This is a genomic window from Nocardia sp. NPDC055029 (assembly GCF_053608525.1).
Genome location: NZ_JBSGVQ010000001.1, coordinates 105,200 through 130,893 on the forward strand (window position 1 = coordinate 105,200; position 25,694 = coordinate 130,893).

30 protein-coding genes are annotated in these 25,694 nt (G+C 67.8%); 20 read left to right on the forward strand and 10 right to left on the reverse strand.

Going from position 1 to position 25,694, the window contains the following annotated elements:
- The first annotated feature begins 93 nt into the window (after positions 1–93).
- Genes ACWF9G_RS00350 through ACWF9G_RS00360 form a run of 3 tightly spaced genes read left to right on the forward strand, consistent with a single transcriptional unit; the run spans position 94 to position 2,767 of the window.
- A complete protein-coding gene (locus tag ACWF9G_RS00350) occupies positions 94–1,098 on the forward strand; it encodes an ATP-binding cassette domain-containing protein (RefSeq protein WP_379308030.1) in 1,005 nt (334 codons plus the stop codon).
- Complete coding sequence (locus tag ACWF9G_RS00355; protein ID WP_452512529.1) at positions 1,095–1,904, forward strand: ABC transporter permease; 810 nt, start codon at positions 1,095–1,097, stop codon at positions 1,902–1,904. The genes ACWF9G_RS00350 and ACWF9G_RS00355 overlap by 4 nt, the downstream gene beginning before the upstream one ends.
- Complete coding sequence (locus tag ACWF9G_RS00360) at positions 1,901–2,767, forward strand: ABC transporter permease (protein WP_379308032.1); 867 nt, start codon at positions 1,901–1,903, stop codon at positions 2,765–2,767. The genes ACWF9G_RS00355 and ACWF9G_RS00360 overlap by 4 nt, the downstream gene beginning before the upstream one ends.
- A 28-nt stretch (positions 2,768–2,795) precedes the next feature.
- Here the strand turns inward: ACWF9G_RS00360 and ACWF9G_RS00365 are convergent, their stop codons facing one another.
- Positions 2,796–3,980 carry a lycopene cyclase family protein gene (locus ACWF9G_RS00365; protein WP_452512531.1) on the reverse strand — a complete coding sequence of 395 codons (1,185 nt, stop codon included), beginning with the start codon at positions 3,978–3,980 and terminating at the stop codon, positions 2,796–2,798.
- Between the two features lie 71 nt (positions 3,981–4,051).
- Positions 4,052–4,528, reverse strand: a complete 477-nt coding sequence (locus tag ACWF9G_RS00370; protein WP_379308034.1) for a hotdog fold domain-containing protein — start codon at positions 4,526–4,528, stop codon at positions 4,052–4,054.
- Between the two features lie 520 nt (positions 4,529–5,048).
- Between ACWF9G_RS00370 and rpsJ the strand changes: the two genes are divergently transcribed.
- From rpsJ to ACWF9G_RS00440, 14 genes are all read left to right on the forward strand, one after another.
- Entirely contained in the window at positions 5,049–5,354 is a 306-nt protein-coding gene (gene rpsJ, locus ACWF9G_RS00375) for a 30S ribosomal protein S10 (protein ID WP_003938093.1), read from the forward strand.
- A 14-nt stretch (positions 5,355–5,368) separates the two neighbouring features.
- The gene (gene rplC / locus ACWF9G_RS00380; RefSeq protein ID WP_019045016.1) at positions 5,369–6,034 is read left to right on the forward strand and encodes a 50S ribosomal protein L3; all 666 of its coding nucleotides are present in this window, start codon (positions 5,369–5,371) and stop codon (positions 6,032–6,034) included.
- Positions 6,031–6,705 (forward strand): 50S ribosomal protein L4, encoded by a 675-nt coding sequence (gene rplD / locus ACWF9G_RS00385; RefSeq protein ID WP_019045017.1) that lies wholly within the window; start codon positions 6,031–6,033, stop codon positions 6,703–6,705. The genes rplC and rplD overlap by 4 nt, the downstream gene beginning before the upstream one ends.
- Positions 6,702–7,007, forward strand: coding sequence for a 50S ribosomal protein L23 (gene rplW, locus ACWF9G_RS00390; protein ID WP_019045018.1), 306 nt, complete (start codon positions 6,702–6,704; stop codon positions 7,005–7,007). The genes rplD and rplW overlap by 4 nt, the downstream gene beginning before the upstream one ends.
- Before the next feature lie 33 nt (positions 7,008–7,040).
- Positions 7,041–7,877 carry a 50S ribosomal protein L2 gene (gene rplB, locus ACWF9G_RS00395; RefSeq protein ID WP_019045019.1) on the forward strand — a complete coding sequence of 279 codons (837 nt, stop codon included), beginning with the start codon at positions 7,041–7,043 and terminating at the stop codon, positions 7,875–7,877.
- 14 nt (positions 7,878–7,891) lie between these two features.
- Entirely contained in the window at positions 7,892–8,173 is a 282-nt protein-coding gene (gene rpsS / locus ACWF9G_RS00400) for a 30S ribosomal protein S19 (RefSeq protein WP_019045020.1), read from the forward strand.
- Positions 8,170–8,580 carry a 50S ribosomal protein L22 gene (gene rplV / locus ACWF9G_RS00405; protein WP_189030373.1) on the forward strand — a complete coding sequence of 137 codons (411 nt, stop codon included), beginning with the start codon at positions 8,170–8,172 and terminating at the stop codon, positions 8,578–8,580. Before rpsS ends, rplV begins: the two co-directional genes overlap by 4 nt.
- Positions 8,581–9,375: a 30S ribosomal protein S3 gene (gene rpsC / locus ACWF9G_RS00410; RefSeq protein WP_067982377.1), complete on the forward strand. Its 795-nt coding sequence runs from the start codon at positions 8,581–8,583 to the stop codon at positions 9,373–9,375. It abuts the gene before it with no gap.
- A gap of 3 nt (positions 9,376–9,378) precedes the next feature.
- On the forward strand, positions 9,379–9,795 hold the full coding sequence (gene rplP, locus ACWF9G_RS00415) for a 50S ribosomal protein L16 (RefSeq protein WP_019045023.1): 417 nt from the start codon (positions 9,379–9,381) through the stop codon (positions 9,793–9,795).
- Positions 9,795–10,034: a 50S ribosomal protein L29 gene (gene rpmC, locus ACWF9G_RS00420; RefSeq protein ID WP_019045024.1), complete on the forward strand. Its 240-nt coding sequence runs from the start codon at positions 9,795–9,797 to the stop codon at positions 10,032–10,034. The genes rplP and rpmC overlap by 1 nt, the downstream gene beginning before the upstream one ends.
- Positions 10,031–10,300 carry a 30S ribosomal protein S17 gene (gene rpsQ / locus ACWF9G_RS00425; protein ID WP_189030375.1) on the forward strand — a complete coding sequence of 90 codons (270 nt, stop codon included), beginning with the start codon at positions 10,031–10,033 and terminating at the stop codon, positions 10,298–10,300. Before rpmC ends, rpsQ begins: the two co-directional genes overlap by 4 nt.
- 115 nt (positions 10,301–10,415) lie before the next feature.
- Complete coding sequence (locus ACWF9G_RS00430; protein WP_452512533.1) at positions 10,416–10,640, forward strand: ribbon-helix-helix protein, CopG family; 225 nt, start codon at positions 10,416–10,418, stop codon at positions 10,638–10,640.
- Positions 10,637–11,074, forward strand: a complete 438-nt coding sequence (locus ACWF9G_RS00435; protein WP_452512535.1) for a type II toxin-antitoxin system VapC family toxin — start codon at positions 10,637–10,639, stop codon at positions 11,072–11,074. The genes ACWF9G_RS00430 and ACWF9G_RS00435 overlap by 4 nt, the downstream gene beginning before the upstream one ends.
- Before the next feature lie 116 nt (positions 11,075–11,190).
- Entirely contained in the window at positions 11,191–12,375 is a 1,185-nt protein-coding gene (locus ACWF9G_RS00440) for an MFS transporter (protein ID WP_452512537.1), read from the forward strand.
- Positions 12,376–12,421: 46 nt separating this feature from the next.
- Here the strand turns inward: ACWF9G_RS00440 and ACWF9G_RS00445 are convergent, their stop codons facing one another.
- Both ACWF9G_RS00445 and ACWF9G_RS00450 read right to left on the reverse strand, forming a co-directional pair.
- Positions 12,422–14,758: a hypothetical protein gene (locus ACWF9G_RS00445; RefSeq protein WP_452512539.1), complete on the reverse strand. Its 2,337-nt coding sequence runs from the start codon at positions 14,756–14,758 to the stop codon at positions 12,422–12,424.
- Positions 14,759–14,871: 113 nt separating this feature from the next.
- Entirely contained in the window at positions 14,872–15,693 is an 822-nt protein-coding gene (locus ACWF9G_RS00450) for an SDR family oxidoreductase (RefSeq protein WP_452512541.1), read from the reverse strand.
- Between the two features lie 103 nt (positions 15,694–15,796).
- Here ACWF9G_RS00450 and ACWF9G_RS00455 point away from each other — a divergent pair, with 103 nt between their 5' ends.
- On the forward strand, positions 15,797–16,453 hold the full coding sequence (locus ACWF9G_RS00455) for a TetR/AcrR family transcriptional regulator (protein ID WP_452512543.1): 657 nt from the start codon (positions 15,797–15,799) through the stop codon (positions 16,451–16,453).
- 1 nt (position 16,454) lies between these two features.
- Here ACWF9G_RS00455 and ACWF9G_RS00460 read toward each other — a convergent pair whose 3' ends face one another.
- From ACWF9G_RS00460 to ACWF9G_RS00470, 3 genes are all read right to left on the reverse strand, one after another.
- Complete coding sequence (locus tag ACWF9G_RS00460) at positions 16,455–17,192, reverse strand: CPBP family glutamic-type intramembrane protease (RefSeq protein ID WP_452512545.1); 738 nt, start codon at positions 17,190–17,192, stop codon at positions 16,455–16,457.
- A gap of 127 nt (positions 17,193–17,319) precedes the next feature.
- Positions 17,320–18,261 carry an RluA family pseudouridine synthase gene (locus tag ACWF9G_RS00465; RefSeq protein ID WP_452512547.1) on the reverse strand — a complete coding sequence of 314 codons (942 nt, stop codon included), beginning with the start codon at positions 18,259–18,261 and terminating at the stop codon, positions 17,320–17,322.
- Between the two features lie 59 nt (positions 18,262–18,320).
- On the reverse strand, positions 18,321–18,896 hold the full coding sequence (locus ACWF9G_RS00470; protein ID WP_452512549.1) for a putative glycolipid-binding domain-containing protein: 576 nt from the start codon (positions 18,894–18,896) through the stop codon (positions 18,321–18,323).
- A 383-nt stretch (positions 18,897–19,279) separates the two neighbouring features.
- On the opposite strand from ACWF9G_RS00470, the gene ACWF9G_RS00475 reads away from it, so the two are divergent.
- Together ACWF9G_RS00475 and ACWF9G_RS00480 are read left to right on the forward strand one after the other, a co-directional pair.
- Positions 19,280–21,121: an ABC transporter ATP-binding protein gene (locus ACWF9G_RS00475; RefSeq protein WP_452512551.1), complete on the forward strand. Its 1,842-nt coding sequence runs from the start codon at positions 19,280–19,282 to the stop codon at positions 21,119–21,121.
- Positions 21,118–22,854, forward strand: coding sequence for an ABC transporter ATP-binding protein (locus ACWF9G_RS00480; RefSeq protein ID WP_379308154.1), 1,737 nt, complete (start codon positions 21,118–21,120; stop codon positions 22,852–22,854). The genes ACWF9G_RS00475 and ACWF9G_RS00480 overlap by 4 nt, the downstream gene beginning before the upstream one ends.
- A 52-nt stretch (positions 22,855–22,906) precedes the next feature.
- On the opposite strand, the gene ACWF9G_RS00485 is transcribed toward ACWF9G_RS00480, so the two are convergent.
- The 3 genes from ACWF9G_RS00485 to ACWF9G_RS00495 all read right to left on the reverse strand — a co-directional run bounded on the left by ACWF9G_RS00485 (position 22,907) and on the right by ACWF9G_RS00495 (position 25,606).
- Positions 22,907–23,326, reverse strand: a complete 420-nt coding sequence (locus ACWF9G_RS00485) for a TIGR03667 family PPOX class F420-dependent oxidoreductase (protein ID WP_379308155.1) — start codon at positions 23,324–23,326, stop codon at positions 22,907–22,909.
- 86 nt (positions 23,327–23,412) lie between these two features.
- Positions 23,413–24,771 carry an alpha/beta hydrolase family protein gene (locus ACWF9G_RS00490; protein WP_452512554.1) on the reverse strand — a complete coding sequence of 453 codons (1,359 nt, stop codon included), beginning with the start codon at positions 24,769–24,771 and terminating at the stop codon, positions 23,413–23,415.
- A gap of 127 nt (positions 24,772–24,898) precedes the next feature.
- Positions 24,899–25,606 carry a siderophore-interacting protein gene (locus tag ACWF9G_RS00495; protein ID WP_379308157.1) on the reverse strand — a complete coding sequence of 236 codons (708 nt, stop codon included), beginning with the start codon at positions 25,604–25,606 and terminating at the stop codon, positions 24,899–24,901.
- Positions 25,607–25,694: the final 88 nt, after the last annotated feature.

The following is a 25,694-nucleotide window of genomic DNA, read 5'->3' on the forward strand; positions in this document are numbered from 1 at the left end:
CGCGCCGAACGGTATGGATCACTTACCGGGAAGCAAATTCCGTGTGCGCTCGTCCGAGCATGGGCGCCGCACCCGGCCGATGGTGGAGAGTTGATGCCGAGTTCGATCTCAGTGGATTCGCCCGCAGGTGGCGTCGCGTCGCGCGGTGGTGAGCCCGCGGTGCTGGTGTCCGACGTGCGCAAGTCCTTCGGCGATGTGCACGCGTTGCGGGGCATCAGTTTCCAGGCCGAAAAGGCCAGCGTGCTGGGCATCCTGGGACCCAACGGCGCCGGGAAGACCACCACGGTCAAGATCCTGTCGACGCTGCTGCGCCCCGACTCCGGCACCGCGGTCGTCGCCGGGCACGACGTGCTCACCGACAGCGCGGCCGTCCGCCGGTCGATCATGATGACCGGCCAGTACGCCGCCCTCGACGAGAACCTCTCCGGCCGGGAGAACCTCGAGCTGTTCGGCAGGCTGATGGGCCTGGCCAAATCGGCCGCCCGCAAACGCGCAGACACCCTGCTCGAGGAGTTCGACCTGGTCAGTGCGGGCAAGCGTGCCGTGCGCAACTACTCCGGTGGTATGCGCCGCCGCGTCGACATCGCCTGCGGGCTGGTCGTGCGGCCCGAGGTCGTGTTCCTCGACGAGCCGACCACCGGTCTGGACCCGCGTAGCCGTCAGGGCGTGTGGGACCTGGTCACCGCGCTCAAGAACCAGGGCATCACGGTGCTGCTGACCACGCAATACCTCGAAGAGGCCGACGTGCTCAGCGACAACATCATCGTCATCGACAAGGGCACCGTCATCGCCGAAGGCACCGCCGACGAGCTCAAGGCGCGCACCGGCGGCAGCTTCTGCGAGATCGTGCCGCTCGACGTCAGCCGGATCCGGGCGACCGTGCAGGCCCTCGGTGACCTGGTCCCGGCCGCCGTCGCCGCCGAGGTCGACGGCGCCGACAAGCTCTCCATCCCGGCCCCCGAAGGCGCGGCCACCCTGGCCGAGGCACTGCGCAGGCTCGACAACGCGGGCATCGACCTGGCCGACATCGCGCTGCGCAGGCCGTCGCTCGACGACGTGTTCCTCTCGATCACCGGGCATTCGGGCGGGCACCAGTGAGCGTGCCGACCCTCCGGGCGGACGAGCTGTTCGCCACGGTCCCCGCGGCGCACCCGAGCAGCTTCGCCCAGTGGCGGGCGCTGACCGGCCGCGTCGTGTGGACCATGGTCACCAAGGGCGAACTGATCGTCGCGGTGATCTTCCCGCTGGTGGTGACGCTGGGCTTCTACCTGCCGCTGCGGTACGTGATGAAGTTCCAGGGCATCGACTACGCCCAGTACGTGATGCCGATCGTCGTGCTGCAGACGATGGCGATGACGATGATGTCGAACGCCCAGCTGGCCGCGTTCGAAGCGCTCACCGGCTTGAGCACCCGGCTGCAGACGATGCCGATCGGCACCATCGTGCCGCTGGCGTCGCGCATCAGCGCGGGGCTGGTCCGCTCGGTGGTCTCGCTGGTCGCGACCATCGGCTACGGCTACCTGATCGGCTTCCGCTTCGACGCCGGGTTCGGTCAGGCCATGCTGTTCTGTGGCTTCGCGCTGCTGGTCGGGCTGGTGCTCACCTTCGGCGCCGACGCGCTGGGCAGCCTCACCAAGAACCCGGAGGCGTTGAGCCAGGCGCTCACGCTGCCGATCCTGATCTTCGGCATGCTCTCCACCGGCTTCGTGCCGGAGCAGAGTTTCCCGTCCTGGATTCGTGGGTTCGCCCGCAACCAGCCGATCTCGCAGTTCTCCCAGACACTGAGCGATATGGCCGCAGGCGGCGCCAGCTGGGACGGCGTGTGGGTGTCGCTGGTGTGGCTCGGCGGGGTCAGCATTTTCTTCCTCCCACTGGCGGTGTGGGCGAGTGTGAGGCGATCATGACGACAGTGGATACGACCGAGCGGATCGACCTGCCGACGGCCGCGGCCAAGACCGCGGCCGAGCTACCCGTGGTCGACGCCAAGCCGGTGACCTCGGTGTCGGTGTGGTTCGTCCACAGCCTGCTCCAGTGCAAACGGCTGCTCATGGTGTGGCTGCGCGACCCGTCGACCACCATCCAGACCATCGTGTATCCCGCGGTGACCCTGCTGATGTTCCAGGTCGTGCTCGGTGACTCGATCACCGATGCCACCGGCATGCCGAGCATCTACGGCCAGGCCGCGCTGCTCACCCTGATCGCCGCGATGACCGGCGCGGTGGTCAGTGCGCTCGGCTTCAAACGCGACAAGGCCAGCGGACTGCTCAGCCGCTTCTACACGATGCCGCTGAACCGGGCGTCGCTGCTCACCGGCCGGCTGCTGGCCGAAGCGCTGCGCATCCTGACCACCACGGTCATCGTGCTGCTGGTCGCGGTGCCGCTCGGGTTCCTTTTCATGGAGGACCCGCTGGCGAACATCGCGCTGATCTGCATCCCGGTGCTGTTCGGTCTCGGCTTCGCCGTCATGGTGACGGCGTTGGCGACCATCACCGAGGGCGTGATGCTGGTCAGCCTGATCGGCATCCTCAATACGCTGCTGATGTTCTTCAACTCCGGATTCGTCCCGGTCTTCGCGTACCCGACCTGGTTGCAGGACGTGGTCGCCAACCAGCCGATGAGCTGCGCGATCGACGCGATGAAGGGCCTGTCCTACGGTGGTCCGGTCGCCGAACCGCTGCTGAAGACGGTGGCGTGGACAGTTGGGATGGTGGTGGTCTTCGCCTACCCGGCGATCGCAGGCTACAAGAAGGCGGCCGAGTCGTCGTAGGTTCGTCCGGCCTCGAACGGCACGTGGGTCAGCCCACGTGCCGTTCCGCGTCCGCGGGCGCGAACGGGTAGTCGAGCCAGCGATCGCGGTTGGTCCAGCCGACGAGGTCGTAGCGCCAGCGGAACGGCCAGGTGTGGGCGACCGTGTTGAACAGGACGGCGCCGAGCGCGGTGTAGTCGTCGTGCGCCGACAGCAGCGCCCGCTGACCGCGTCCGGACTCGGTGAAGAACGCCTCGAACATCGCGATCGACTGATCGGTGGTGAGTCTGCCCAGACCCCACAGCCCGCGCATCCGCATCCAGTACACCGCGCGCGCCTGCCACGGCCACAGCGCCGCGATCGGATCACGGCCCTGCCGCACCGCGCTGACAGCGGTGTCGATCAGGGCGAGCGAGTCGGCCACGGAGTAGCCGGTGCACGGGTGCATCATCCCGCCACGTGACCCGAAGGGGACCGCCACCGCGGTGCCCTTCTTCGGCGGCGGCTGGTCGAGGGGGTAGTGCGCTGCCTCGTGCGGCTCGTCCCCGGTGAGCCGGATACCGTGCGCCGCGAGCCTGCTCAGCGTCCGCTTGCGTAGTTCGTGCTGCGGCATTCCACCGCGCAGGCCGAGGCTGGTCTCCTCGAAGATCACCGTCCCGTCGCCGAGCGGCACCGCGTACAGGAACGACGGCGGCTCGTCCGGCCCAGCGCCGTTCTCCGGCCGCCAGTCCAGCAGCAGGCCCTCACCGTCGGCGACCATCGGCGCCGCGGTCTCCGCGTCGACGAAGATCCCGTGCGCCGACGCCGCCCTGCGCTTGCCCAGCGTCGGCAGACCCCGCGTATCGAACACCGTCGCCGCCGGGATCACCGTCCCGTCCGCGAGCTCCACCTCGTGCTGCTCGACCCGAACCGCCCGATCGGCGAACACGGTCGCGTCGTCGAGCGCCAGCGCCGCGTGCAGCCCCGTCTTGGACAGCACGCAGTACGGCCGCTCGATCCGATGCTCGGTCTTCGTCCACACCGTCGGCGCCGCGATCCGCTGCGCGATCGCACTCTCCGGCAACCACGCGGGCAGCTCGTCCACCCAGCACGAGAACGTCGGCGGGAACAGCCGCTCCGGCCGCGGATCCACCGCGGCCACCCGCAACCCCGCCACCGCAGCGCGATGCGCCAACCCCCGTCCGGTCGGCCCCAACCCGACCACACAGATATCGAATTCCCGCGCGACGCTCACGCCCGCATTCAATCCGCTGCCCGCACCCGCGCGCAACCAACCGGAGGCGTGACGTCTCCGGCGAGGTCAGGTCAGCGCGGCGTGACCCAGGTGGTGATGTCGGCGTGGACGACCTCGATGCCGTCCTTGTCGTAGATCGACACCGGCACGATCAGGTTCACGCCCTCGGTGATCGCCGCGAAGTCGGGGATCTCGTCCAGTTTCGCCACCGCGCGCAGCCCGGACTCGGCCTTGGCCAGGTACTGCACATTCATCGCCTTGGGAATCCAGCGGTGGGTGGTGGGGACGGTGGCCTCGCTGAGCATGCCCATCGCGACCTCGGCCAGATTGCAGGCCGCGATCGCGTGGAAGGTGCCCAGATGGTTGTGGATGCCGAACCACTTCGGCGAGGTCACCTCGCAGATGCCGGGCTCGAGCCGCACCACCTGCGGCAGCACCGTGCCGAAGTAGGGGACCCGCGCGACCATGCCGAGCGAGAACAGCGCGTGCCCGATGCGGTTGTCGGGCAGTTTCTTCCAGCCGCGGTACGTGGCGGTTTCCTGTGTCATTCCCTTATCTTACTCAAAAGTAAGATAGCGCGTAACCCTCCGCCGACCAGGGCGAGCGTCGCGCCAGCTACCATGGTCCGGCACAGCCCAGCCGGCGGTGCGGTCCAGGTAGATGCCCCTATAGGGGCGTGATCGATACCTCATGACCCCCGATTTGAAGAGCGTCGTCGGCATGGTGCATACTGTTCGGGTTGCCTTGCGCAGGATTGTCTTCTCTTCGGAGCGGGCGAGGTGGAGCGAGGCGAGCAGTAGTTTGTATCCCGCCGCTTCGGCGGTGTGGATACGTTCGGGACCACGTTCCCGGCCAGTGGTGAGTAAGTGACCAGGGCCGGAGAATGAGCGAATGGGCGACACGCCCGACCGCGTGGACCGGAGAACCATGACAGATGAACAGCGGCGAGGACTGGGCGGTGCCCGGTGGCGTTCTGGCGTCTTTCGTGTGTTCGGGCTGTGCAAATGAGGGTGGTGCAGGAGCCAGCTCCTGTGACCACGAAGGAAAGCGGAGAAAAGGACACTTAGCGTGGCGGGACAAAAGATCCGCATCAGGCTCAAGGCCTATGACCACGAGGCGATCGACGCGTCTGCGCGCAAGATCGTGGAGACGGTGACCCGCACTGGCGCCCGTGTGGTCGGGCCTGTGCCGTTGCCCACCGAGAAGAACGTGTACTGCGTCATCCGTTCGCCGCACAAGTACAAGGACTCGCGCGAACACTTCGAGATGCGTACGCACAAGCGCCTCATCGACATCCTCGACCCGACGCCGAAGACGGTCGACGCGCTTATGCGCATCGACCTGCCGGCCAGCGTCGACGTCAACATTCAGTGACGGGGACTCGAGATATGACTGACAACAAGAACCGGCCCGCAGCCGGCATCCTGGGCACCAAGCTCGGCATGACCCAGGTCTTCGACGAGAAGAACCGCGTCGTCCCGGTCACCGTCATCAAGGCGGGCCCGAACGTGGTCACCCAGATCCGCACCGTGGAGCGCGACGGCTACTCGGCCGTGCAGATCGCTTTCGGCGCCATCGACCCGCGCAAGGTGAACAAGCCGACTTCCGGCCAGTTCGCCAAGGCCGGTGTCACCCCGCGCCGCCACGTCACCGAGATCCGCGTCGCGGATGCCTCCACCTTCGAGGTCGGCCAGGAGCTCTCCGCCGACGTCTTCGAAGAGGGCACCTACGTCGACGTGACCGGTATCAGCAAGGGCAAGGGCTTCGCAGGCACCATGAAGCGTCACGGCTTCAAGGGCCAGGGCGCCTCGCACGGTGCGCAGGCTGTGCACCGTCGCCCGGGCTCCATCGGTGGCTGCGCCACTCCCGGCCGCGTGTTCAAGGGCATGCGCATGTCGGGCCGTATGGGTAACGACCGCGTCACCACGCAGAACCTCTCGGTTCACAAGGTCGACGCCGAGAACGGCCTGCTCCTGGTCAAGGGTGCCATCCCTGGCCGCAAGGGCAACGTCGTGATCGTCAAGAGCGCCGTGAAGGGTGGTGCGCACGCATGACCAGCCTCGACAAGAAGGCCAACCTGACGCTGACCGTTAAGGCCGCAGGCGGCAAGACCGAAGGCACCGTCGAACTCCCCGCGGAGATCTTCGACGTGACCGCCAACGTCGCGCTGATGCACCAGGTCGTCATCGCGCAGCTGGCCGCCGCTCGCCAGGGCACCCACGCCACGAAGACTCGTGGTCAGGTCTCCGGTGGTGGCAAGAAGCCGTACCGCCAGAAGGGCACCGGCCGCGCCCGCCAGGGTTCGACCCGTGCGCCGCAGTTCGCCGGCGGTGGCACCGTCCACGGCCCGCAGCCGCGTGACTACAGCCAGCGGACCCCCAAGAAGATGAAGGCCGCCGCCCTGCGTGGCGCCCTGTCCGACCGGGCCCGCAACGAGCGCATCCACGTGATCACCGAGCTGGTCGCGGGTCAGACCCCGTCGACCAAGGCCGCCAAGAGCTTCCTGTCCGAGCTGTCGGACCGCAAGAAGTTCCTGGTCGTCGTCGGTCGCGAGGACGTCGCCGCGTGGAAGAGCGTGGCGAACCTGCAGAACGTGCTGCCGATCGCCCCGGATCAGCTCAACACCTACGACGTCCTCAACAGCGACGAACTGGTGTTCAGCGTCGAGGCCCTGAACGCGTTCGTTCACGGTCCCGCCGAGGCGGCCCAGGAGGAGAGCAAGTGAGCACCATCGCCGACCCCCGCGACATCCTGCTCGCACCGGTCATCTCGGAGAAGTCCTACGGACTGATCGAGGAAGGCACCTACACCTTCCTGGTGCACCCGGATTCGAACAAGACGCAGATCAAGATCGCCGTCGAGAAGGTTTTCGGCGTCAAGGTCACCAGCGTCAACACCGCCAACCGTCAGGGCAAGCGCAAGCGGACCCGCTTCGGTTACGGCAAGCGCAAGGACACCAAGCGCGCGCTCGTGACCATCTCGGCCGACAGCAAGCCCATCGAGATCTTCGGAGGCCCGGTCGCGTAAGCGGCTGGTCATCCAGAAAGTAGAGAAGAACTCATGGCAATCCGTAAGTACAAGCCGACAACGCCGGGCCGTCGTGGCTCCAGCGTCTCGGACTTCGCCGAGATCACCCGGTCGACGCCGGAGAAGTCGCTGCTGCGCCCGCTCACCAAGTCCGGTGGTCGTAACGCGCACGGTCGCATCACCACGCGTCACCGCGGTGGCGGTCACAAGCGTGCCTACCGTGTCATCGACTTCCGTCGCCTGGACAAGGACGGCATCCCGGCCAAGGTCGCTCACATCGAGTACGACCCCAACCGCACCGCCAACATCGCTCTGCTGCACTTCGCCGACGGCGAGAAGCGCTACATCATCGCGCCGAAGGGCATCCAGCAGGGCAGCCCGATCGAGTCCGGCCCCACGGCCGACATCAAGCCGGGCAACAACCTGCCGCTGCGCAACATCCCGACCGGTACCACGATCCACAACGTGGAGCTGCGTCCGGGCGGCGGCGCCAAGATGGCCCGTGCCGCAGGCATGAGCATTCAGCTGCTGGGCAAGGAAGGGCCGTACGCGACCCTGCGTATGCCCTCCGGTGAAATCCGCCGTGTCGACGTGCGCTGCCGCGCCACCGTCGGCGAGGTCGGCAACGCCGAGCAGTCGAACATCAACTGGGGCAAGGCCGGCCGTATGCGCTGGAAGGGCCGTCGTCCTACCGTCCGTGGTGTCGTCATGAACCCGGTCGACCACCCGCACGGTGGTGGTGAGGGTAAGACCTCCGGTGGTCGCCACCCGGTCTCCCCGTGGGGTCAGCCTGAGGGCCGCACCCGCAAGCCCAACCGCCCGAGCGACAAGCTCATCGTTCGCCGCCGCAAGACCGGCAAGAAGCGCTAAGGAGGAGGTAAGAAATGCCACGCAGCCTCAAGAAGGGCCCGTTCGTCGACGACCACCTCCTCGCGAAGGTGGACGTGCAGAACGAAAAGGGCACGAAGCAGGTCATCAAGACCTGGTCGCGTCGCTCGACCATCATCCCCGATTTCATCGGCCACACTTTCGCCGTCCACGACGGTCGCAAGCATGTCCCGGTGTTCGTGTCGGACAACATGGTCGGCCACAAGCTCGGTGAGTTCGCGCCGACCAGGACGTTCAAGAGCCACGTCAAGGACGACCGGAAGAGCAAGCGGCGATGACTGAAACCAACACCGAAACGGTTCAGAACCCGACTGCCCGCGCTACCGCTAAGCACGTGCGGGTCACCCCGATGAAGGCGCGTCGCGTCGTGGACCTGGTCCGCGGCAAGCGTGTCGAGGACGCCCTGGCGATCCTGAAGTTCGCGCCGCAGGCCGCGAGCGAGCCGGTTGCCAAGGTCGTGGCCAGCGCCGCGGCGAACGCCGAGAACAACCTCGGCCTCAACCCGGCCACCCTGGTCATCTCGACGGCTTTCGTCGACGAGGGTGCCACCATGAAGCGTTTCCAGCCGCGGGCCCAGGGCCGCGCGTTCCGGATTCGCAAGCGCACGAGCCACATCACCATCGAGGTCGAGAGCGTGCCCACCGCCGGCGCCACTCGTAGCCGCCGGAAGGGAGGGGCAAAGTAAATGGGACAGAAAATCAACCCCCATGGCTTCCGCCTCGGTATCACCACCGACTGGAAGTCGCGTTGGTACGCGGACAAGCAGTACGCGGAATACGTGAAGGAAGACGTTCAGATCCGCAAGCTCCTCGCCACCGGCATGGAGCGGGCAGGCATCTCGAAGGTCGAGATCGAGCGCACCCGTGATCGCGTCCGTGTGGATATCCACACCGCGCGTCCCGGCATCGTGATCGGTCGCCGTGGCGCGGAGGCCGACCGCATCCGCGCCGAGCTGGAGAAGCTCACCAAGAAGCAGGTTCAGCTGAACATCCTCGAGGTCAAGAACCCCGAGTCGGATGCGCAGCTGGTTGCTCAGGGTGTGGCCGAGCAGCTGTCCAACCGTGTGGCGTTCCGTCGCGCGATGCGTAAGGCCATCCAGTCGGCCATGCGTTCGCCGAACGTCAAGGGCATCCGCGTGCAGTGCTCGGGCCGCCTCGGTGGCGCCGAAATGTCGCGCTCGGAGTTCTACCGTGAGGGTCGCGTCCCGCTGCACACGCTGCGCGCGGACATCGACTACGGCCTCTACGAGGCCAAGACCACCTTCGGTCGCATCGGCGTGAAGGTCTGGATCTACAAGGGTGACATCGTCGGTGGTCGTCGTGAGCTGACCGCTGCCGCTGCTGCTCCGGAGCGCCCGCGTCGCGAGCGTCCGAGCCGCCCTCGTCGGTCCGGCGCCACCGGCACCACCGCGACCAGCACCGAGGTCGGGCGTGCCGCCACTGCAGTGGCGGAGGCTCCGGCAGAGAGTCAGGAGGGCTGACGCATGCTGATGCCCCGTAGGGTCAAGCACCGCAAGCAGCACCACCCGAGTCGCTCCGGCATGTCCAAGGGCGGCACCGCGGTGGCGTTCGGTGAGTACGGCATCCAGGCTCTCGAGCCCGCCTACGTCACCAACCGTCAGATCGAGTCGGCGCGTATCGCGATGACCCGCCACATCAAGCGTGGCGGCAAGATCTGGATCAACATCTACCCCGACCGCCCGCTCACCAAGAAGCCTGCCGAGACCCGCATGGGTTCCGGTAAGGGTTCGCCGGAGTGGTGGGTCGCGAACGTGAAGCCCGGTCGGGTCATGTTCGAGATGTCTTACCCGAATGAGGAGATCGCTCGCGAGGCCCTGCGCCGCGCGATGCACAAGCTCCCGATGAAGTGCAGGATCGTGACCAGGGAGGAGCAGTTCTGATGGCTACCGGAACACCGGCCGCAGAGCTCCGCGAGCTCAACGAAGAAGAGCTCGTGGCCAAACTGCGCGAGAGCAAGGAAGAGCTCTTCAACCTGCGCTTCCAGATGGCGACGGGTCAGCTCGACAACAACCGACGTCTGCGCGTCGTCCGCCACGAGATCGCGCGGATCTACACGGTCATGCGTGAGCGCGAGCTCGGCCTGGCCACGGCACCCGCTGGCAAGGGAGATGCGGCATGAGCGAGAACCAGGAAGAGCGCAACAGCCGCAAGGTACGCAGCGGCTACGTCGTCTCGGACAAGATGAACAAGACGATCGTCGTCGAGCTGGAAGACCGTCACCGGCACAAGCTCTACGGCAAGATCATTCGCACCACCTCCAAGGTGAAGGCGCATGACGAGAACGAGATCGCCGGCGTCGGCGACCGCGTTCAGCTGATGGAGACCCGTCCGCTGTCGGCCACCAAGCGCTGGCGTCTGGTCGAGGTCCTGGAGAAGGCCAAGTAAGGTCCCTCCTCGATCCATCGAGATCGTTGCACGAAGGCCCGTTTCCCACTGGGAAGCGGGCCTTCGTCGTTTCCCAGCGATCTCGAAGTGGTGTCACCTTTGATACCATCGAGTCATGGCATGGACGATGCGGCTGACCGACGAGGAAGAGGCGGCGCTGGCGGCGCAAGCTGATGGCGAAGGCCGGTCCAAGAACGAGATCATGCGCGATGCCCTGCGGGCCTATCTCCTGCGGAATCGGCAGTGGGAAACGCCGCTGCTCGGCGACGACGAGACCTTCGACCTCGGCGGGCCGATCGGCAAGGACGACATTCGTGACGCGATGAATCGATCCGCATGATCGTCGTCGCCGACACTTCGGGACTGCTCGCGATGTTCAACCGCTCGGACCCGGAGCACTTCGCGGTGCGGCGTGCCGCCGATTCGGCCAGCGCCCTGGTGGTCAGCCCGATGGCGTTGACCGAAGTTCATCATGTTGCGAGTGTCCGGGCAGGGCGAAAGGTGGCAGATCGGATCCTCGGTTTGCTGGCCGACCGCATCGCCTCCACGCGCGTGGTCCTCGCTCAGGTCGACGCCGCCCAGCTCGAGACGGCGATCTCGGTGCGTGCGACCTACGACGGTCTCGATCTCGACTTGGTCGACGCGGTCTGTGTCGCCCTGGCAGCCGAATTCGATACCGACGCGATTCTCACTCTCGATCGCCGAGACTTCCGCGTGCTTCGGCCGCTGAATGGATACCCGGCATTCCGGCTGTTCCCCGACGACTGTGAATGATGACGTGCGCTGACTGATCCGTGCTGAATCTGACCGTTACCAGGCTGCTGATGCGGTAGCGGCGTGCCGGGGAAATTCGGTGGCGGTTCAGGTCGGTGGGCTGTCACGCTTCGACGATGCGGGCCTATCGAGATGTGCTGGCGATCGGGGCGGTGCGCAATATCGTGTTGCTCGGGGCGTTGGTGCGGATTCCGCACTTCGCCGGGGCGGTGCTGCTCGCGGTTCATGTCGTGGAGACGTTGCACGGGTCGTTCCTGCAGGCGGGGACGCTCGCGATGGTGGTGACCGTCTGTGTCGCGGCGAGTGGGCCATGGCGCGGTCGGCTGGTGGATCGGTTCGGGTTGCGGGCGACCATCGCGCCCGCGATCGTGCTCGGGGCCGTGTGCTGGTCGGTGGCGCCGTTCGTCGGGTATCTGCCGCTGCTGGTGCTCGCGGGGATCTCGGGGCTGTACGACATCCCGGTGTTCAGTGTGGTGCGGCTGGCGATCATCGCCGCGACGACGGAGCAGCAGCGTCAGCCCGCGCTCGCGTTGGAGGCGGTCTCGGTCGAGGCGGCGTTCATGGTCGGGCCGGTGCTCGGGGTGGCGGCGGCGCTGCACTGGTCGACGACGGCGGCGCTGCTCGGCAATCAGATGTGCATGGTGCTCGCCGGGATCCTGCTGTGGGTGTGGAACCCCAAGCTGCGCTCCGAGGAATCCGCGGACGGCGCCGGACTGGTGGCCCGGCGCGCCTGGTTCCGTGTCGATTTCGTCGCCCTGTGTGGCATCGCGGCGGCGGCGGTCTGCGTGGTGTCGGCCTCCGAACTCACCTTCGTCTCGGCGGTGCGCGGTTTCGGCGCCGACCGCTGGCTCGGCGTGATCCTGGCGGTGTGGGGGCTGGGCTCGCTGCTCGGCGGTCTGCTCTACGGTGCGCTGCGGCGGCCGATTCCGGCCGATGTGTTGCTGATCGCGCTCGGCGTGGTGACGGTGCCGATGGCGATCGCCGTCGGGCCGCTGACGCTCGGCATCACCGGATTCGTCGCCGGATTGCTGTGCGCCCCTGCGCTCACCGCGGCGATCGATCAGCTGAGCCGGATCGTTCCCGAGGGCGGTCGCGGCGAGGCGATCGGCTGGCATGGCGCTGCGATGACTCTGGGCGGCGCCTTCGGCAGTGTGCTGGGCGGATCGATGATCGAGATCGGCGGTGCGCGAGCCGGTTTCGGGGTCGCCGGCATCTTCGGGATCGCGGCGGGCGTCGGGCTCGCCCTGCTGGTCGGCATGCGGTCCGCGCCGAAAGCGGTCGCCGGTCCGACGCTGGGGTGAAGCGTCCCCGGCCCCGATCGAGTCGGGGCCGGGGCGCGGTAGGTGGTCAGCCGGTGAAGGCGTACGGCTGGCGGATCTTGCGGGCGAATTCGACGATATTGGTGACGGTGCTCCCGGAGACGCCGACCTCGGCGCCGATGCTGCGGGCCGACCACGACTGATCGGTGAGCTCGAGGATTTCCTCGATCTGATCGAGCGTCAGACGCAGGGGACTGCGGTGGGCGATCTGGCGGGCCAGTGCGCGGACCTCGGTGTCGTCGTCGAAGTCGTAGGCGTCGTCGGCGAGGTCGTCTTCGTCGTCGAGGTCCGGTTCGATCGGTTCGGGGGACTCCACCGGCACCCGCTCGCTCGCGTGGCTCATGCCCTCGGCACTCGCCGCCCCGACCTCCGTGCGCTGCTTCTTCGGGGCAGCGGTCGGTCCGGGCTCGGTGAGCCGCTGTTCCGGGGCAGCCGCAGACTCGGGGTCTGTGAAGTGCTGTTTCGCGTCGGGCGTCGGCTCAGAACCCGGGACCTGCTGCTTCGCGGCGCGTGTCGGCTCGAGGTCCGGGCTGTGCCGTTTCGGAGCAGGTGCCGGAGTGGTGCGCAGCTGCTCGGGAGCGGGCTCGAGTTCGGCGGTGAGGGTGAGCTGTTCGGGCTCGTCGGCCGGGGGCTGTGGATCGTTGTGCACCACTACCGAACCGGTGGGTGCCGCGGTGTCGCCGTTGCGGTCACGGGCGACGGTGCCGGCGTGCGCCGTCGCCTCGGGAACCGGGTCGGTACCGGTGGCTTCGCCGGCAGTCGCCTGCGCGGCGGCGGTGACCGGTATTCGCCGCAGGGTCGGGGTGGCACCGTTGACGCGGGCGTGGTCGCTGCCGTTGCGACGATGATCGGCTGCGGCCTTGTGGATCAGCTCGAGAGTGCCGGGCGCGGCCGACTTGTCGGTGGACGGGCGGCGGACGCCGTGGGTCGGCTGGCTCCATCCGGTCGCAGTCTCCGGCTGGGAAGACGGCGAGCTGACCTGTGCTGCAAGGGGTTCCGGGGACGCGGTCTGCGACTCGGAGCTGTTTCCGACTGCTTCGGGAGCGGACGGTGCGGGCACGTGTGTCGGCATCGCGGTGGCGATGTGCTCAGCTGCCGGGCGGACGGGTGTCTTCGCTGCGAGATCAGCGGATCGAGCATCGAATTCACCTGCAGGCGCGGCCGTCGGAGCATCGAATTCATTTGCGGGCGAGCCGACTTCACGCGACGTAACCCGTTCGCTGCTTGCGGCGACCTCGGTGCGCGCATCGGTGAACTCGGTGCGCACATCGCCGATCTCCGACTGTCCCGTATGACGCGGCGCCGCGACGGGTACCGCTGCCCCGGTCTCCGCTGTTGCCGGGTCGGCCTGCGCCACAGGCTGTTCCTGGGCAGCTGCCTCCACAGGCCGTTCCGGGGTGGCGGCCTGCACAGCGATGGTCTGCATAGTTGGGGCTGTCGGCTGCATGCTCGACGACCCACCCAAGCCCGCAATGCTGTTCGTGCCGACAAGCCGACCAGCTTCGATCTCGGCTCCGGCAAGCCCCGTGACCGAAGCCCGCGCCTCCGACACGACCCGCTCGACAGGGGAGTAGCTCGCATCCCCGGGCAATTCCACCGAGGCACTCTCGATCAACAGCGCATACCGCGCCGACACCCACGCATGCAACCAGATCACCACCCCCACCATCACTGGCGCGATCGAGTATTCGGCTGCGCGGCCGAAGGACCCGGCGGCCAGGTGCGGACCGGCGTTCAATGCCACGGTGGTACCGAGCAAGGCCAGCTCGAACACCAGCACCTTGCCACGCTCGAGCTCGCGTCCCCACCGGGCGGCGGTGGTGGCGGCGACCATGATGGTGATGATCGGGATCGAGATCATCGCCTCGATGCCGAAGCTGAGCCAGTACAGCGGATCGCTCATGTCACCACTGGGCACGAGGTTGTGCTGCACATTGACCCCGGCCCACACCATCCCGAGGACGACGACACCGATCAGCGCCCGCGAGGACCACTCCGCCCGCCGGTACAGCTGGGCGAGCCGGGCATCGGCGCTCGACACCCGCCGCCGCGCGGCCAATGCCTTGCGATGCCAGCGCGCGTCGGCTTCGTCGGTCCGGCGGATCAGTCTGCCGGTACGCCGGTCACGCTGTTCGGCGGCGAGTTCGTCGGCGACGGCGCGGCGCCGCTGTTTGCGTCGTTGCGCGCGAATCCATTCGGCGAGCTCCCGTTCGGCCCGGATCTCGGAGTCGGAGAGTGCGTCGTAGAGCGCCGTGTCGTGCTGGAGCGGGAGCTTGCCGCGCGCGGTCGCGACCTGCTGTGCGAGTGCCGTGATCTCGGTGTTCGGCGAGCTGACGGCATCCTCCATCGACCGATCGTCGGACATCTGGCGCCTTCCGGTCACTCGAACATATGGACTATCGAACATATGTGTGATTGCCAGAGAGCGTAAACGCCGTCCGCGCCGCGGTCAACGACAAGCGGGCCTCGGCGGTGGAATCAGGACAGGGTGCGCTTCTCGTACTTGCCGCGCACGGAGGATCCGGCGACCGCGGCGACCTGGTCGGGTACGGCGCGGCGCAGCACGATATCGCGGAGCCGTTGCGGCAGTAGCCCGGCGAGATGAGTCAGCGGGCCGACATAGCCGGGAATGGACACCTCGAAACGCGGTCGTTCGACTACGGCGAGCACCGCCCGCGCGACATCGGCGGGTTGCAGGAGTTTCGCAGCGCCCGTTGCCGTTCCGGCGGCGAGCTCGGTATCGACAACGCCGGGCATGATCACCGAGAGGTCGACACCGGTGCCCCGAAGTTCTTCCCGCACGCCGGTCAGATAGCCGAGCACGCCGTGTTTTGTTGCGGCATAAGTGGATTCACCGGGAGGGGAGAGTCGCGACGCCGCGGACGCGATGGTGACGATATGCCCGCGCCCACGCGTGCGCATCCCCGGCGCGGTCAGCCGCACCCCGCGGATCACCCCGTGCAGATTCACCGCGATCATCCTGGCCGTCGCGGTATCGGGTTCGGTGTCGAACGCGCCGACCCACATCACGCCCGCATTGTTGACGAGCACATCGATAGGCCCGAGTAATGCCTCGGTCGCGGCGAGGAAATTGTGGAACGACCGCTCATCGGTGACATCGAGTTCGCAACCGTGCACGGTGCCGGGAAGCTCCATCGCCGTCGTGCGCGCCGACGTGCCGGACAGATCGCCGATGCAGACGCGAGCACCCGCGACGGCGAACTGCCGGGCGATCTCGCGCCCGATGCCCGCGGCGCCGCCGGTCACCGCGACGACCAGTCCGGCGTGGATGCGTTTCATCGGCGAAGCCCTTCGTTCCAGCGGGAATGTCGCTTCTGACATGGCATCATGTCAGAAATTGTGGCCTAGTATTCCACGCAGTCGCACAGAAGGACAGACTTCGATGACAGACCAGTCCGCCGATCGCCCGGCGGGTCGGCGGTACTCGGGACGTACCCCCGCGGAGCGAATCCGACACCGCCGTACCGCACTGCTGGACGCGGCGCTCGAACTGTTCGGCACCCAGGGCTACGCGGCAGGCTCGGTGAAACAGCTGTGCGGCATCGCCGGCCTCACCGAACGCTATTTCTACGAATCGTTCCGCGACCGCGAGGCCTGCCTGGCCGCCCTCTACGACGAGACGACCGCGGGCCTGCGCGACCGCACCCAGACCGCGCTGCGCACCGCAGGCCCCGACCTCGACGACGTGATCACCGCGGGCCTTGCCGCGTTCATCGGCTATCTCACCGAAGACCCGCGCCGAGCCAGGGTCGTGCTGATCGAGGTGGTCGGCGTCTCCGCACGCATGGAGCAGCGCCGACACGGCGAGCTTCGCGACTACGCCGAACTGGTGGCGGGCCTGTGGGCCACCGCCCGCGCCCAGCCGCTCCCCGAACGCAGCCGCCTGACCTGCGTCACCATCGTCGGCGGCGTCAACCACCTACTCGTCGACTGGCTGATGGACAACCGCAACACCCACCCCGACGACCTGGTCTCGGTCTGCGCGGGCGTCTTCGCCGCCGTCCGCGCCACCGACCCGGCCCTGGCGACCGACCGCTGACTCAGCGCAGCGCCGTGTGCCAGACGATGGCCGCGGCGAGTGCGCCCGCGCCGTTGAGCGACCAGTGCAGGGCGATCGGGGCGAGCAGGCTGCCGCTGCGTCTGCGCAGCCAGGTGAAGACGACGCCCGCGGCGGCGGTCGCGGCGACGGCGAGGGTGATGCCGATGATCTGGCCGACGAGTCCGCCGCCGACGATGCCGGTCAGGCCCTTGTTGCCGCTGGTCAGGCCGAGCGAGGACGCGATGTGCCAGAAACCGAACAGCAGCGATCCGGCCGCGAAGAGCCCGCGGACGCCGAGCACCCGGTCGAGGGTGCCGTGCAGGACGCCGCGGAAGGCGAGTTCTTCGGGGATCACGGTCTGCAGCGGGATGACGATCATCGACGCGATCAGCGCGCCGGAGATCGTGGCGTAGCGGTCGGCGAGGAAGAAGGGCCGGGTGATCGGCAGGATCGCGCCGATCGCGACGGCGGTGAGCACGATGCCGACAGCGCCGAGCGCGTAGACCGTTCCGCGTCGCCAGTGCCGTGGGGAGAGCCCGAGTTCGGCCCAGCCGAGACCGCGCTTGCGCATCAGCGCCAGCAGCGCGAACGCCGCGACCGGCACGATGACGATATTGGCCCACGCGGTGGTGAAATGCGCGATCAGATTGGTTCCGGCCAGCACGACCACGACCACGGCGATATCGACATAGGCGTGCAGCTTGGGCCGGGGATCGGCGACAGTGGTGGGTTCGGGCACCCGACCGAGTGTACGGAAGTATTACGGAATGGAAACGGTCCGGTGCGTGCAGGTCAGCGGCCGATTCAGGGGGAAACCCACGCCGACCGGCGCTGTGGAACACCGACCAAGATCACCGCGCTGTGAGCTACTCGACAGCCGATCCGGACCATCCGGACAGATCCGTCCATGCCTGCAGACTGCGCCGCGTCTCGAATCGCCGCGGCTGCCCGCTGATCGGGTCGGTGAATTCCAGCGAGGCGGCCAGCAGTTGCAGCGGCCGGGTGTAATCGTCGACGGATTTGTCGGTGATCGCCGGATAGAAATCGTCGCCAAGAATCGGCACGCCGAGGCTGTTCATATGCAGGCGCAGCTGATGGGTCCGGCCGGTGTGCGGCCGCAGCCGGTAGCGGCCGAGTCCGTCGCGGTGCTCGACGAGTTCCACCTCGGTCTCGGCATTGGGCTCGCCGTCCACCTCCTGCGCGGCGAGCACCTGCTTCTCCTTGATGATCCGGCTGCGCACGGTCCGCGGCAGCTCCAGCGCCGGATCGTAGGGCGCGACGGCCTCGTACTCCTTGCGCACGGTCCGGCGATGGAACATCGTCTGATACGCCCCACGCGCCGCCGGGTTCACCACGAACAGCACCAGCCCGGCGGTCACCCGATCCAGCCGATGCGCCGGGATCAGATCCGGCAGGTCGAGTTCACGGCGAAGGCGCACCAGGGCGGTCTGCAGAATGTGCCGGCCGCGCGGGATCGTCGCCAGGAAGTGCGGTTTGTCGACGACCAGGATGTCGTCGTCGCGATGGACGATCCCGATCTCGAACGGCACCTCCTTCTCGACCGGCAGGTCCCGGTGGAACCACACCGCCCCGCCCGGCACGAACGGCGCGTCCGGCGCCAGCGGCCCCACCAGATCGACGATCTCGCCCGCCCGCAACATCTCGTCGATGCGCGCCGGATCGACCCGCGGCAGCCGCTCGACGAGGTGGTCACGCACCGTCGTCCAGTGCCCGTCCTCCGGGAGCCGGAGCCGGGCTGGATCTAGGCCGTGCCGCTTGGGCAGCGGCGGCTGCTGCCTGCGTCGCATGGAAACAGTGTCTATCGGCGGGTGACGGCGCGAGTTCGCGGCCCCATCCGAGGTGCGAATCAGGCCGTGCGCTCGGCCAGCCCCGGGTAGTCGACGATCAGACCGGCCTCGTCGTAGCCCAGCCTGGCGCGGTAGTCGAAGGCGGGCGCGCTGTAGTCGTAGCGCTGACCCGCCTCGGCGGTGATCCGGCGATAGTGCTGTGGCAGCCGGGTCACCGCGAGGTCGGCGGCGCGCACGTACACGGCCGGTGCGTCCGCCGCGTCGCCGACCGCCAGGCCCAGCCGGTGTACCGGCAGCGCGTTGGTGAACGCCGACGCCTCCAGATCGACATCGAGACACCCGTCGAGTTCGGGGGAGTGCACCCCGTCGACCTGCCAGCGCCCGAGCCCGTCGGACTGCAGCGTGAGCGAGCGCCGGGAGTCGGGATAGCGACCGGTGATCCGCGCCGACCGCGTATGCCAGCTGCCGTCGACCCGGAGCCGATAGTCGATCGCCCAGGCGAGGCCGTCCTCGACCGCGGTCGCGCACCCTTCGACGAAAAGCCCGCGATCATCGTCGCGGAAATAGGTCACTTCGAATCCGATGCGCGCCTCGCGATGGAGCCAGGCGGCCGAGGATGGCAGCGGAGTGAACACGAGAAAACGTTAACCGGCCCGCTGATCGAGCACCATCAATTTCGCTTCGACAAGGGTATGCCGAGCCCGCCTGCGCACCCGGCACAGATCGACGCTGCATTCGAGATGAATCTGCATGGCCCGGTGCGCTTGATCGGGTGTCAGGTTTCCCGGATCGGCCTGGCAGTCCGCAATCGCCGAAATTATTGACGTGACAAACATTTTCGCTCTCCCGCCGCGCTCAAAGATTTAGAGGTAGGGAGGAAATTACGCCCGGAATGTCGAATTGCCGAGGGGGTTGACTGGCAGTTCACACAAGCTTCCCCGGTCGGCCACGACCGCTCAACTTAGGCTAACCTACCCTTGGCATGATTGCCGTGGACAGGTCGAGAGGGCGAGAAGTGATGACGGTGCAGGTAGCGCCGCCGCCGGGGGCGGAGTCGGGCAACCGGCCACCCAAGGCGGCCGCGAAAGCGCAGAAACAACAGGAAGCGCAGGCGCGCAAGGAGATTCTGGCACCGGTGTCGGGGATGCTGACGATGGCGAGCCTGCTCGTCGCCGTCGCCTCGGTCTGCACCGTCGTGCCGTTCCTGCTGATCGTGGCCGCCTGCAGGGAACTGCTGGAAACCCCGGTGGACACCGATCGGGTGTGGTGGCTGTTCGGCGCGGCGGTGGTGGTGCTGATCGTGCGCGCCCTGCTGCAGGCGGTGGCGCTGACCTGGTCGCACGCCGTCGACGCCGGCTACCAGCTGACCCTGCGCAGGCTGCTCGCGGACAAACTGACCCGGGTGCCGCTCGGCTGGTTCGGTGAACGCAGCTCCGGCGAGGTCAAGACGTATCTGCGCGACGACGTGGAGGCACTGCACTACCTCGTGGCCCATGCCCGGCTGGAGTTCGTCGGCGCGCTGGTGGTTCCGCTGGTCACCCTCGGCTACCTGTTCACCGTCGACTGGCGGCTCACCCTGGTGCTGCTGATCCCGCTGATCGCCTACTTCATCCTGTTCGGCAAGATCATGGATCGCGACGGCCGCGATCGCCTCGCCGTCTACACCCGCTGGGAACGGCGTACCTCCGAGGCCACCATCGAATTCGTCGACGGCATCCAGGTCGTGCGGGCGTTCGGTCAGGCGGGCAAGGCGCACACCGAGTTCCAGAACGCGGTCGACGGTCAGGTGCAGGCGGCGCATCGGATGAAGATGCCGATCATCCGCGTGCAGTCGGCCTCCGACATCGTGGTCATGCCGGTCTTCGTCATGCTGATCATGGTCGTCGGCGGGCTGGCTTTCGTCGGCCTCGACTGGCTGAACCCCCTGGATCTGCTGCCGTTCCTGCTGGTCGGCCTTGGTATCGGTAGTTCGCTGCTCGGCCTCGGCTACGGTTCGCAGGCGCTGCGGGCCGGTGGCGCCGCGGCGCTGCGCCTGCACGAACTGCAGCAGACCCCGGAGCTGGATACCGCGCCGACGACGAGCACCGGCCCGGCGAGCCAAGCCGGTGTCGTCCGCTTCGACGGCGTCGAATTCGCCTACCGCACCGGCCATGACGTACTGCGCGGGGTCGATCTCGAACTGCACCCCGGCACCATCACCGCACTGGTCGGCCCGAGCGGCTCCGGCAAGTCGACCCTGGCCAAACTGCTGCCCCGCTTCTACGACGTCGGCGCGGGCCGGATCACCATCGACGGCCGCGATATTCGCGAGTTCACCAGCGAGGATCTCTACCGCACCGTCGGATTCGTGTTCCAGGATGTGCGCCTGATCCGCGGCTCGATCCGGGAGAACCTGGTGCTCGCGCGCCCGGACGCCGACGACGCCGCCATCGAACGGGCGAGCAGGGCCGCCCAGATCCACGACCGGATCATGGCGCTGCCGCGCGGCTACGACTCCGAGATCGGCGTCGACGCCTCGCTGTCCGGCGGTGAGGCGCAGCGATTGTCGATCGCTCGCGCGCTGCTGGCCGATACCCCGGTGCTCGTCCTCGACGAGGCCACCGCCTTCGCCGACCCCGAATCCGAGGCGGCGGTCCAGGACGCGCTGGCCGCGCTCGTCGCGGGCCGCACCGTGCTGGTGATCGCGCACCGGCTGCACACCATCACCGGCGTCGACCGAATCCTGGTGCTGGAGAACGGAACGCTCGTCGAGCAGGGCACGCATGCCGAGTTGCATACCGCCGGTGGGCTGTATCAGCGGCTGTGGGAGATCAACGAGGCCGCGCTCGGCACGCTCGCCCTGGTGGAGGAAACACGATGATTCGCAAGGTTTTCCGCCTCGTTCCCGCGGAGTTCGCTCCGCTGATCCCGCGCTTGCTCGCCGCCATCGTGGTGCAGGCGCTGTGCCAGGCCATCGCGTATCTGCTGCTGGTTCCGGTGCTGGAAGCGCTGTTCGGTGACGACCTGAGCGGCGCCTGGCTGTGGGCGCTCGGCATGGCCGCGGCCGTGGCCGGTGTGGTCGTCTTCGGTTACCTGCAGGCCGTCATCGGCCTGCGGATCGGTCTCGGCATGCAGCGTGGTCTGCAGACCCGGCTCGGCGATCAGCTCAACGCGTTGCCGCTCGGCTGGTTCGAGGACCGCGACGCGGGCCCGCTCTCGCGGGTCATGGTCGAGCAGGTCCGCGAGATGCAGGGCCTGATCGCCTACCTGCTCACCAAGGTGCTCACCGGCATCATCGTGCCGCTGGTCGTCGCGATCGGGATGCTGTTCATCGACTGGCGGATCGGGCTGGCCATGCTGCTCGCCGCGCCGGTGCTCTACCTGGTCAACAATCTCGCCAACCGCGCCTACACCGGCGCCGACGCGCGCCTGCACACCGCCGCGGCCGAAGCCGATTCGCGGGTGGTGGAATTCGCGCAGGCACAGCCGGTGCTGCGCGCGTTCGGCGCGGTCGGCGCCGGCAACAAGGCACTCGACGCCGCGCTGGTCGGTCAGCGCTCGGCGGTGCGGAAGATGATGGTCGCGACCGTGCCAGGTCTGATCGTCTTCGCGCTGTTCGTGCAGGCGGTGTTCCTGGTGCTGGCCTACATCGCGGTGGTCCAGGTGACCGACGGCTCGATCTCCGCCGCCGCGGCGATCGCGCTGATCGCGGTGAGCTCGCGCTTCATCGAGCCGGTGAACCAGGCCGCTCAGCTGGGCGCCGCCCTGCGTTCGGCCGCCGCGGCCGCCGACCGGATCACCGATCTGCTGGCCGAGAAGCCGCTGCCGACGCCCACCGAACCGGTGACCCCCGGTGCGCCCGCCGTGGTCTTCGACGAGGTCAGCTTCGGCTATCGCGCCGGCGAACCCGTGCTGTCGGACCTGACCTTCACCGTCCCCGCGGGCACCACCACCGCCATCGTCGGACCCAGCGGCGCCGGCAAGACCACCCTGCTGCGGCTGGCCGCCCGCTTCTACGACGTGGACTCCGGCGCGGTCTCGGTCGGCGAACACGATGTGCGCGAACAGCCTTCGGACACCCTGCTCGACCAGCTCTCGCTGGTCTTCCAGAACGTCTACCTGTTCAACCGCTCGGTCGCCGACAACATCCGCATCGGCAAGCCCGACGCCACCGACGCCGAACTCGAGCGCGCTGCCGTCGCCGCCAGGGTCGACGAGATCGTCGACCGGCTGCCCGACGGTTTCGACACCGCGGTCGGTGAGGGCGGCGCGTCGCTGTCCGGCGGTGAACGCCAGCGCGTGTCGATCGCGCGTGCCCTGCTCAAGGACGCCCCGATCGTCCTGCTCGACGAGGCGACCAGCGCGCTGGACCCGCACAGCGAGGCCGTCGTTGTCCGTGGCATCCACGAACTGACCAGGGACAAGACGGTTCTCGTCGTGGCGCACCGGCTCTCGACCATCGCCCACGCCGACCAGATCCTGTTCCTGGACCAGGGCCGCATCGCTGAACGCGGCACCCATCAGGAACTGCTGGATCTGGACGGCCGCTACGCCGCGTTCTGGAACGAACGCGAGCGCGCGACCGGCTGGCGACTCGAGACCGTCTCCGCCTGACCCGCAACGAATGGTCCGGCTCGCCAGCACGGCGAGGCGGACCTTTCGTGTTTCAGAAGCCGCGCAGGCGATCCGGGGTGATGTGGATAGTGACCGAGTAGGTCTGGTAGAACTCGGCCTCCGACATCTTGATCTCGGCGAAGCCCTGGGTGTACTTGCGCGAATAGTCGGCGACCACGTCCTCGCTCACCGCCTCGCCGATCCGGGCGGTGCCGGTGAACACGACCACCTCGCCACCGGAGGCGGTGCTGTTGAAGTTCAGCGAGACCCGCGGGTTACGCGCGAGATGCCGCAGGCGCTTCGCCGTCGACTCGGTATAGATCAGGAAGGTTCCCTCCTGCCACAGGAACCACACGGGGTTCGGCTGCGGGGTATCGCCCGCGCCGATCGTGGTCAGCCAGATGACGTGCTCGTCGGCCAGCCGCTTGGCGACCGTGGCACCGAAGGGTGTGCTTTCATCGAGAACGGACACGGGCGTACTCCTCGCGAGTGGTGGTTTCCGTACTGCGTTCCGCCGTCCACCTTGACCGAAATCGCTCCCGTGCGCCACCCGCCTCGCTACCGGCGCACCGGGCCGCCCGTCACCCCGGCATGGCCGGTCGCGGCGGCGTCGACCTCGCCGTGTCTGCCCAGCAGGAACGGCGTCAGAATGTCGTTGGTGGCGCGTTGGGTATTCGCCGCGCCCCTGGACCCGCCGATCATCCTGGTGACCACGAAACGCACCGGGGCGGCGAGGAATTGGGGGACATCGGTGAAGCTGTAGTGGTCGGCCTCGCTGAACTCGTACCGGAAACCGTTCGCCTGCAACCGTTCCAGGAGACCGCGGTTACCGTCGAGGTAGCGCTGGGAGTGGCCGGTCTCGGCATGATCGCTCTCCAGCAACAGGACCGGCCGGTTCAGCGCGCGCTCGGGAAGGTCGCCGTAGAGGGTGCCGTCGAGATTCGCCGCGGCGGTGAACCGTTGGTCGGCCGACAGGGCAGCCAGTGCGGCGGCGCCGCCGAGGGAATGGCCGATCACCGTGAGATGCGCGGGGTCGACCCTGTTCTCGATGGGGCCGAGGATTTCCGGGCGAGCCAGCTGGTCGAGGACGAATCGCAGGTCGGCAGTGCGGGTTTCGACGCGTTCGGTCATGAATCGGATGGCGTCGGGGTCGTCGGCGGCGATGTTCTCGACGGTCGTGGCGATGGTGCCGTCGGCGAGCTCGGTCACGGCCGATTCGTAGGGATGGTCGACGGCGAGGACGATGAAACCGCGGCTGGCGAGGTCGGCGATCAGTCCGGAGTAGAAGGCGCGCGGCGCACCATAGCCGGGGGAGAACAGCACCACTGGCCAGCGGTCCCTGGCCGGTGACACCGGAACATCGGCCGTCGCGTTGGTGTCGATGCTGACATCCGACAGCAAGAACCCCGGAATCCCGGATACTCGCGACGGCAGCTGGTCGCGCCCGTCGAGATACACCCACTGCCGTCCGGACTCGATCTCGGTCGGATACCACGCCTGGACAACGACATTGCGCCGATCGTCGGCCGCGGTCGCCGGTTCGGGCCGCTGCTCGTCGACCCACCGGAAGATCTCCGACCCGACCGCGTAGGGGCCGGTGGGTTCAGGCAGTTCCGGGGAGGGCGGAACCGCCCACGGCAGGATCGACACCACGGCGAGCACGCCGATCCCGGCGCGGAACCACACCCGGCGGCGGGTCCCGGCCGCATCGGTCACCACGAACGCGAACATCGCCACGATCAGCAGGTACAGCGGCCACCAGTGCCGATAGCCTTCGAGTACCCACAGCAGCAGACTGCCGATGATCAGCACCGGCAGGGCGAACGGCGCCACCCGCCTGCCGATCCGGGGCGCCGCGACCAGCGCGATCGCGAGCGCCACGGTGGAAACCAGCAATACGGCATCGATGACAGACACGGGCGCTCGATTCGACCTGATCGGCTCGGGAGTTCCCGACTTGCCCGATCAGCTTGCCGCAGTATCGACTACGCCCGCATCAGCCGTGAGGACCGATCGCCGTCAGCCTGGGGGATGACTCCCGGCCTTACTTCCAGTAAGCCTGCGACTTGACCGCGGTCTTGGGCAGCGCGTGCTGGCCCTTGAGGGTCTTCACGATCGAGCGGGTGGTCTGCCCGCAGCAGGCGACCCACGCGAACGCGTCCGCGGCGCAGTTCATCTCCTGCGCGGCCTCGCGCATCAGGCGGCCGTCATCGACGCGCTGCAGCCAGGTGAGCTGGTGGTGCGGCTTGTTGCGCACCGGGATGGTCTGGTCGGACTCGTACTGCCATTCCAGCCACACCCGGGCCGGGGTATCGCCGATGGCGTCGAGCAGCGAGTTGATGGCGGGCAGCGAGGCGGTGTCGCCGAAGACGACGTACTCGCTGGGATTCTGTTCCGGCAGCTGGAAGTCCGAGCCGAGCACGGTGACGTCGAGGAGGTCGCCCGGCTCGGCGCGCAGCGCCCAGTCGGCGGCCGGGCCGTTGTGCAGCGCGAAGTCGATGCTGGCTGTGTCGGCCTCCGGGTTCGGGTCGACGAGGGTGTAGCCGCGGTGGTGCAGCTTGTCGCTCTCGGCGTCCGGAATCCACAGGCGGACCCACTGGGTGGGGTGCACCGGGTGGTCGGCGAGCAGACCACCCATGGTGAAGCCGATCCGCACGAACTTGTCGGTGATCTGCTCGTTGGATGTCACCGTCAGCTTGTAGTCGGCGCCGCCCCAGGCCTTGGTAATCAGGCCGTTCAATCCCTTACCCATGCCGTTAGGTTAGCCTAAGGTCACTTGTTTGTCTGCATGGACACCCCGGGCCTCACTGGCCAGCTAAGGTAAGCCTATGCAAATATGG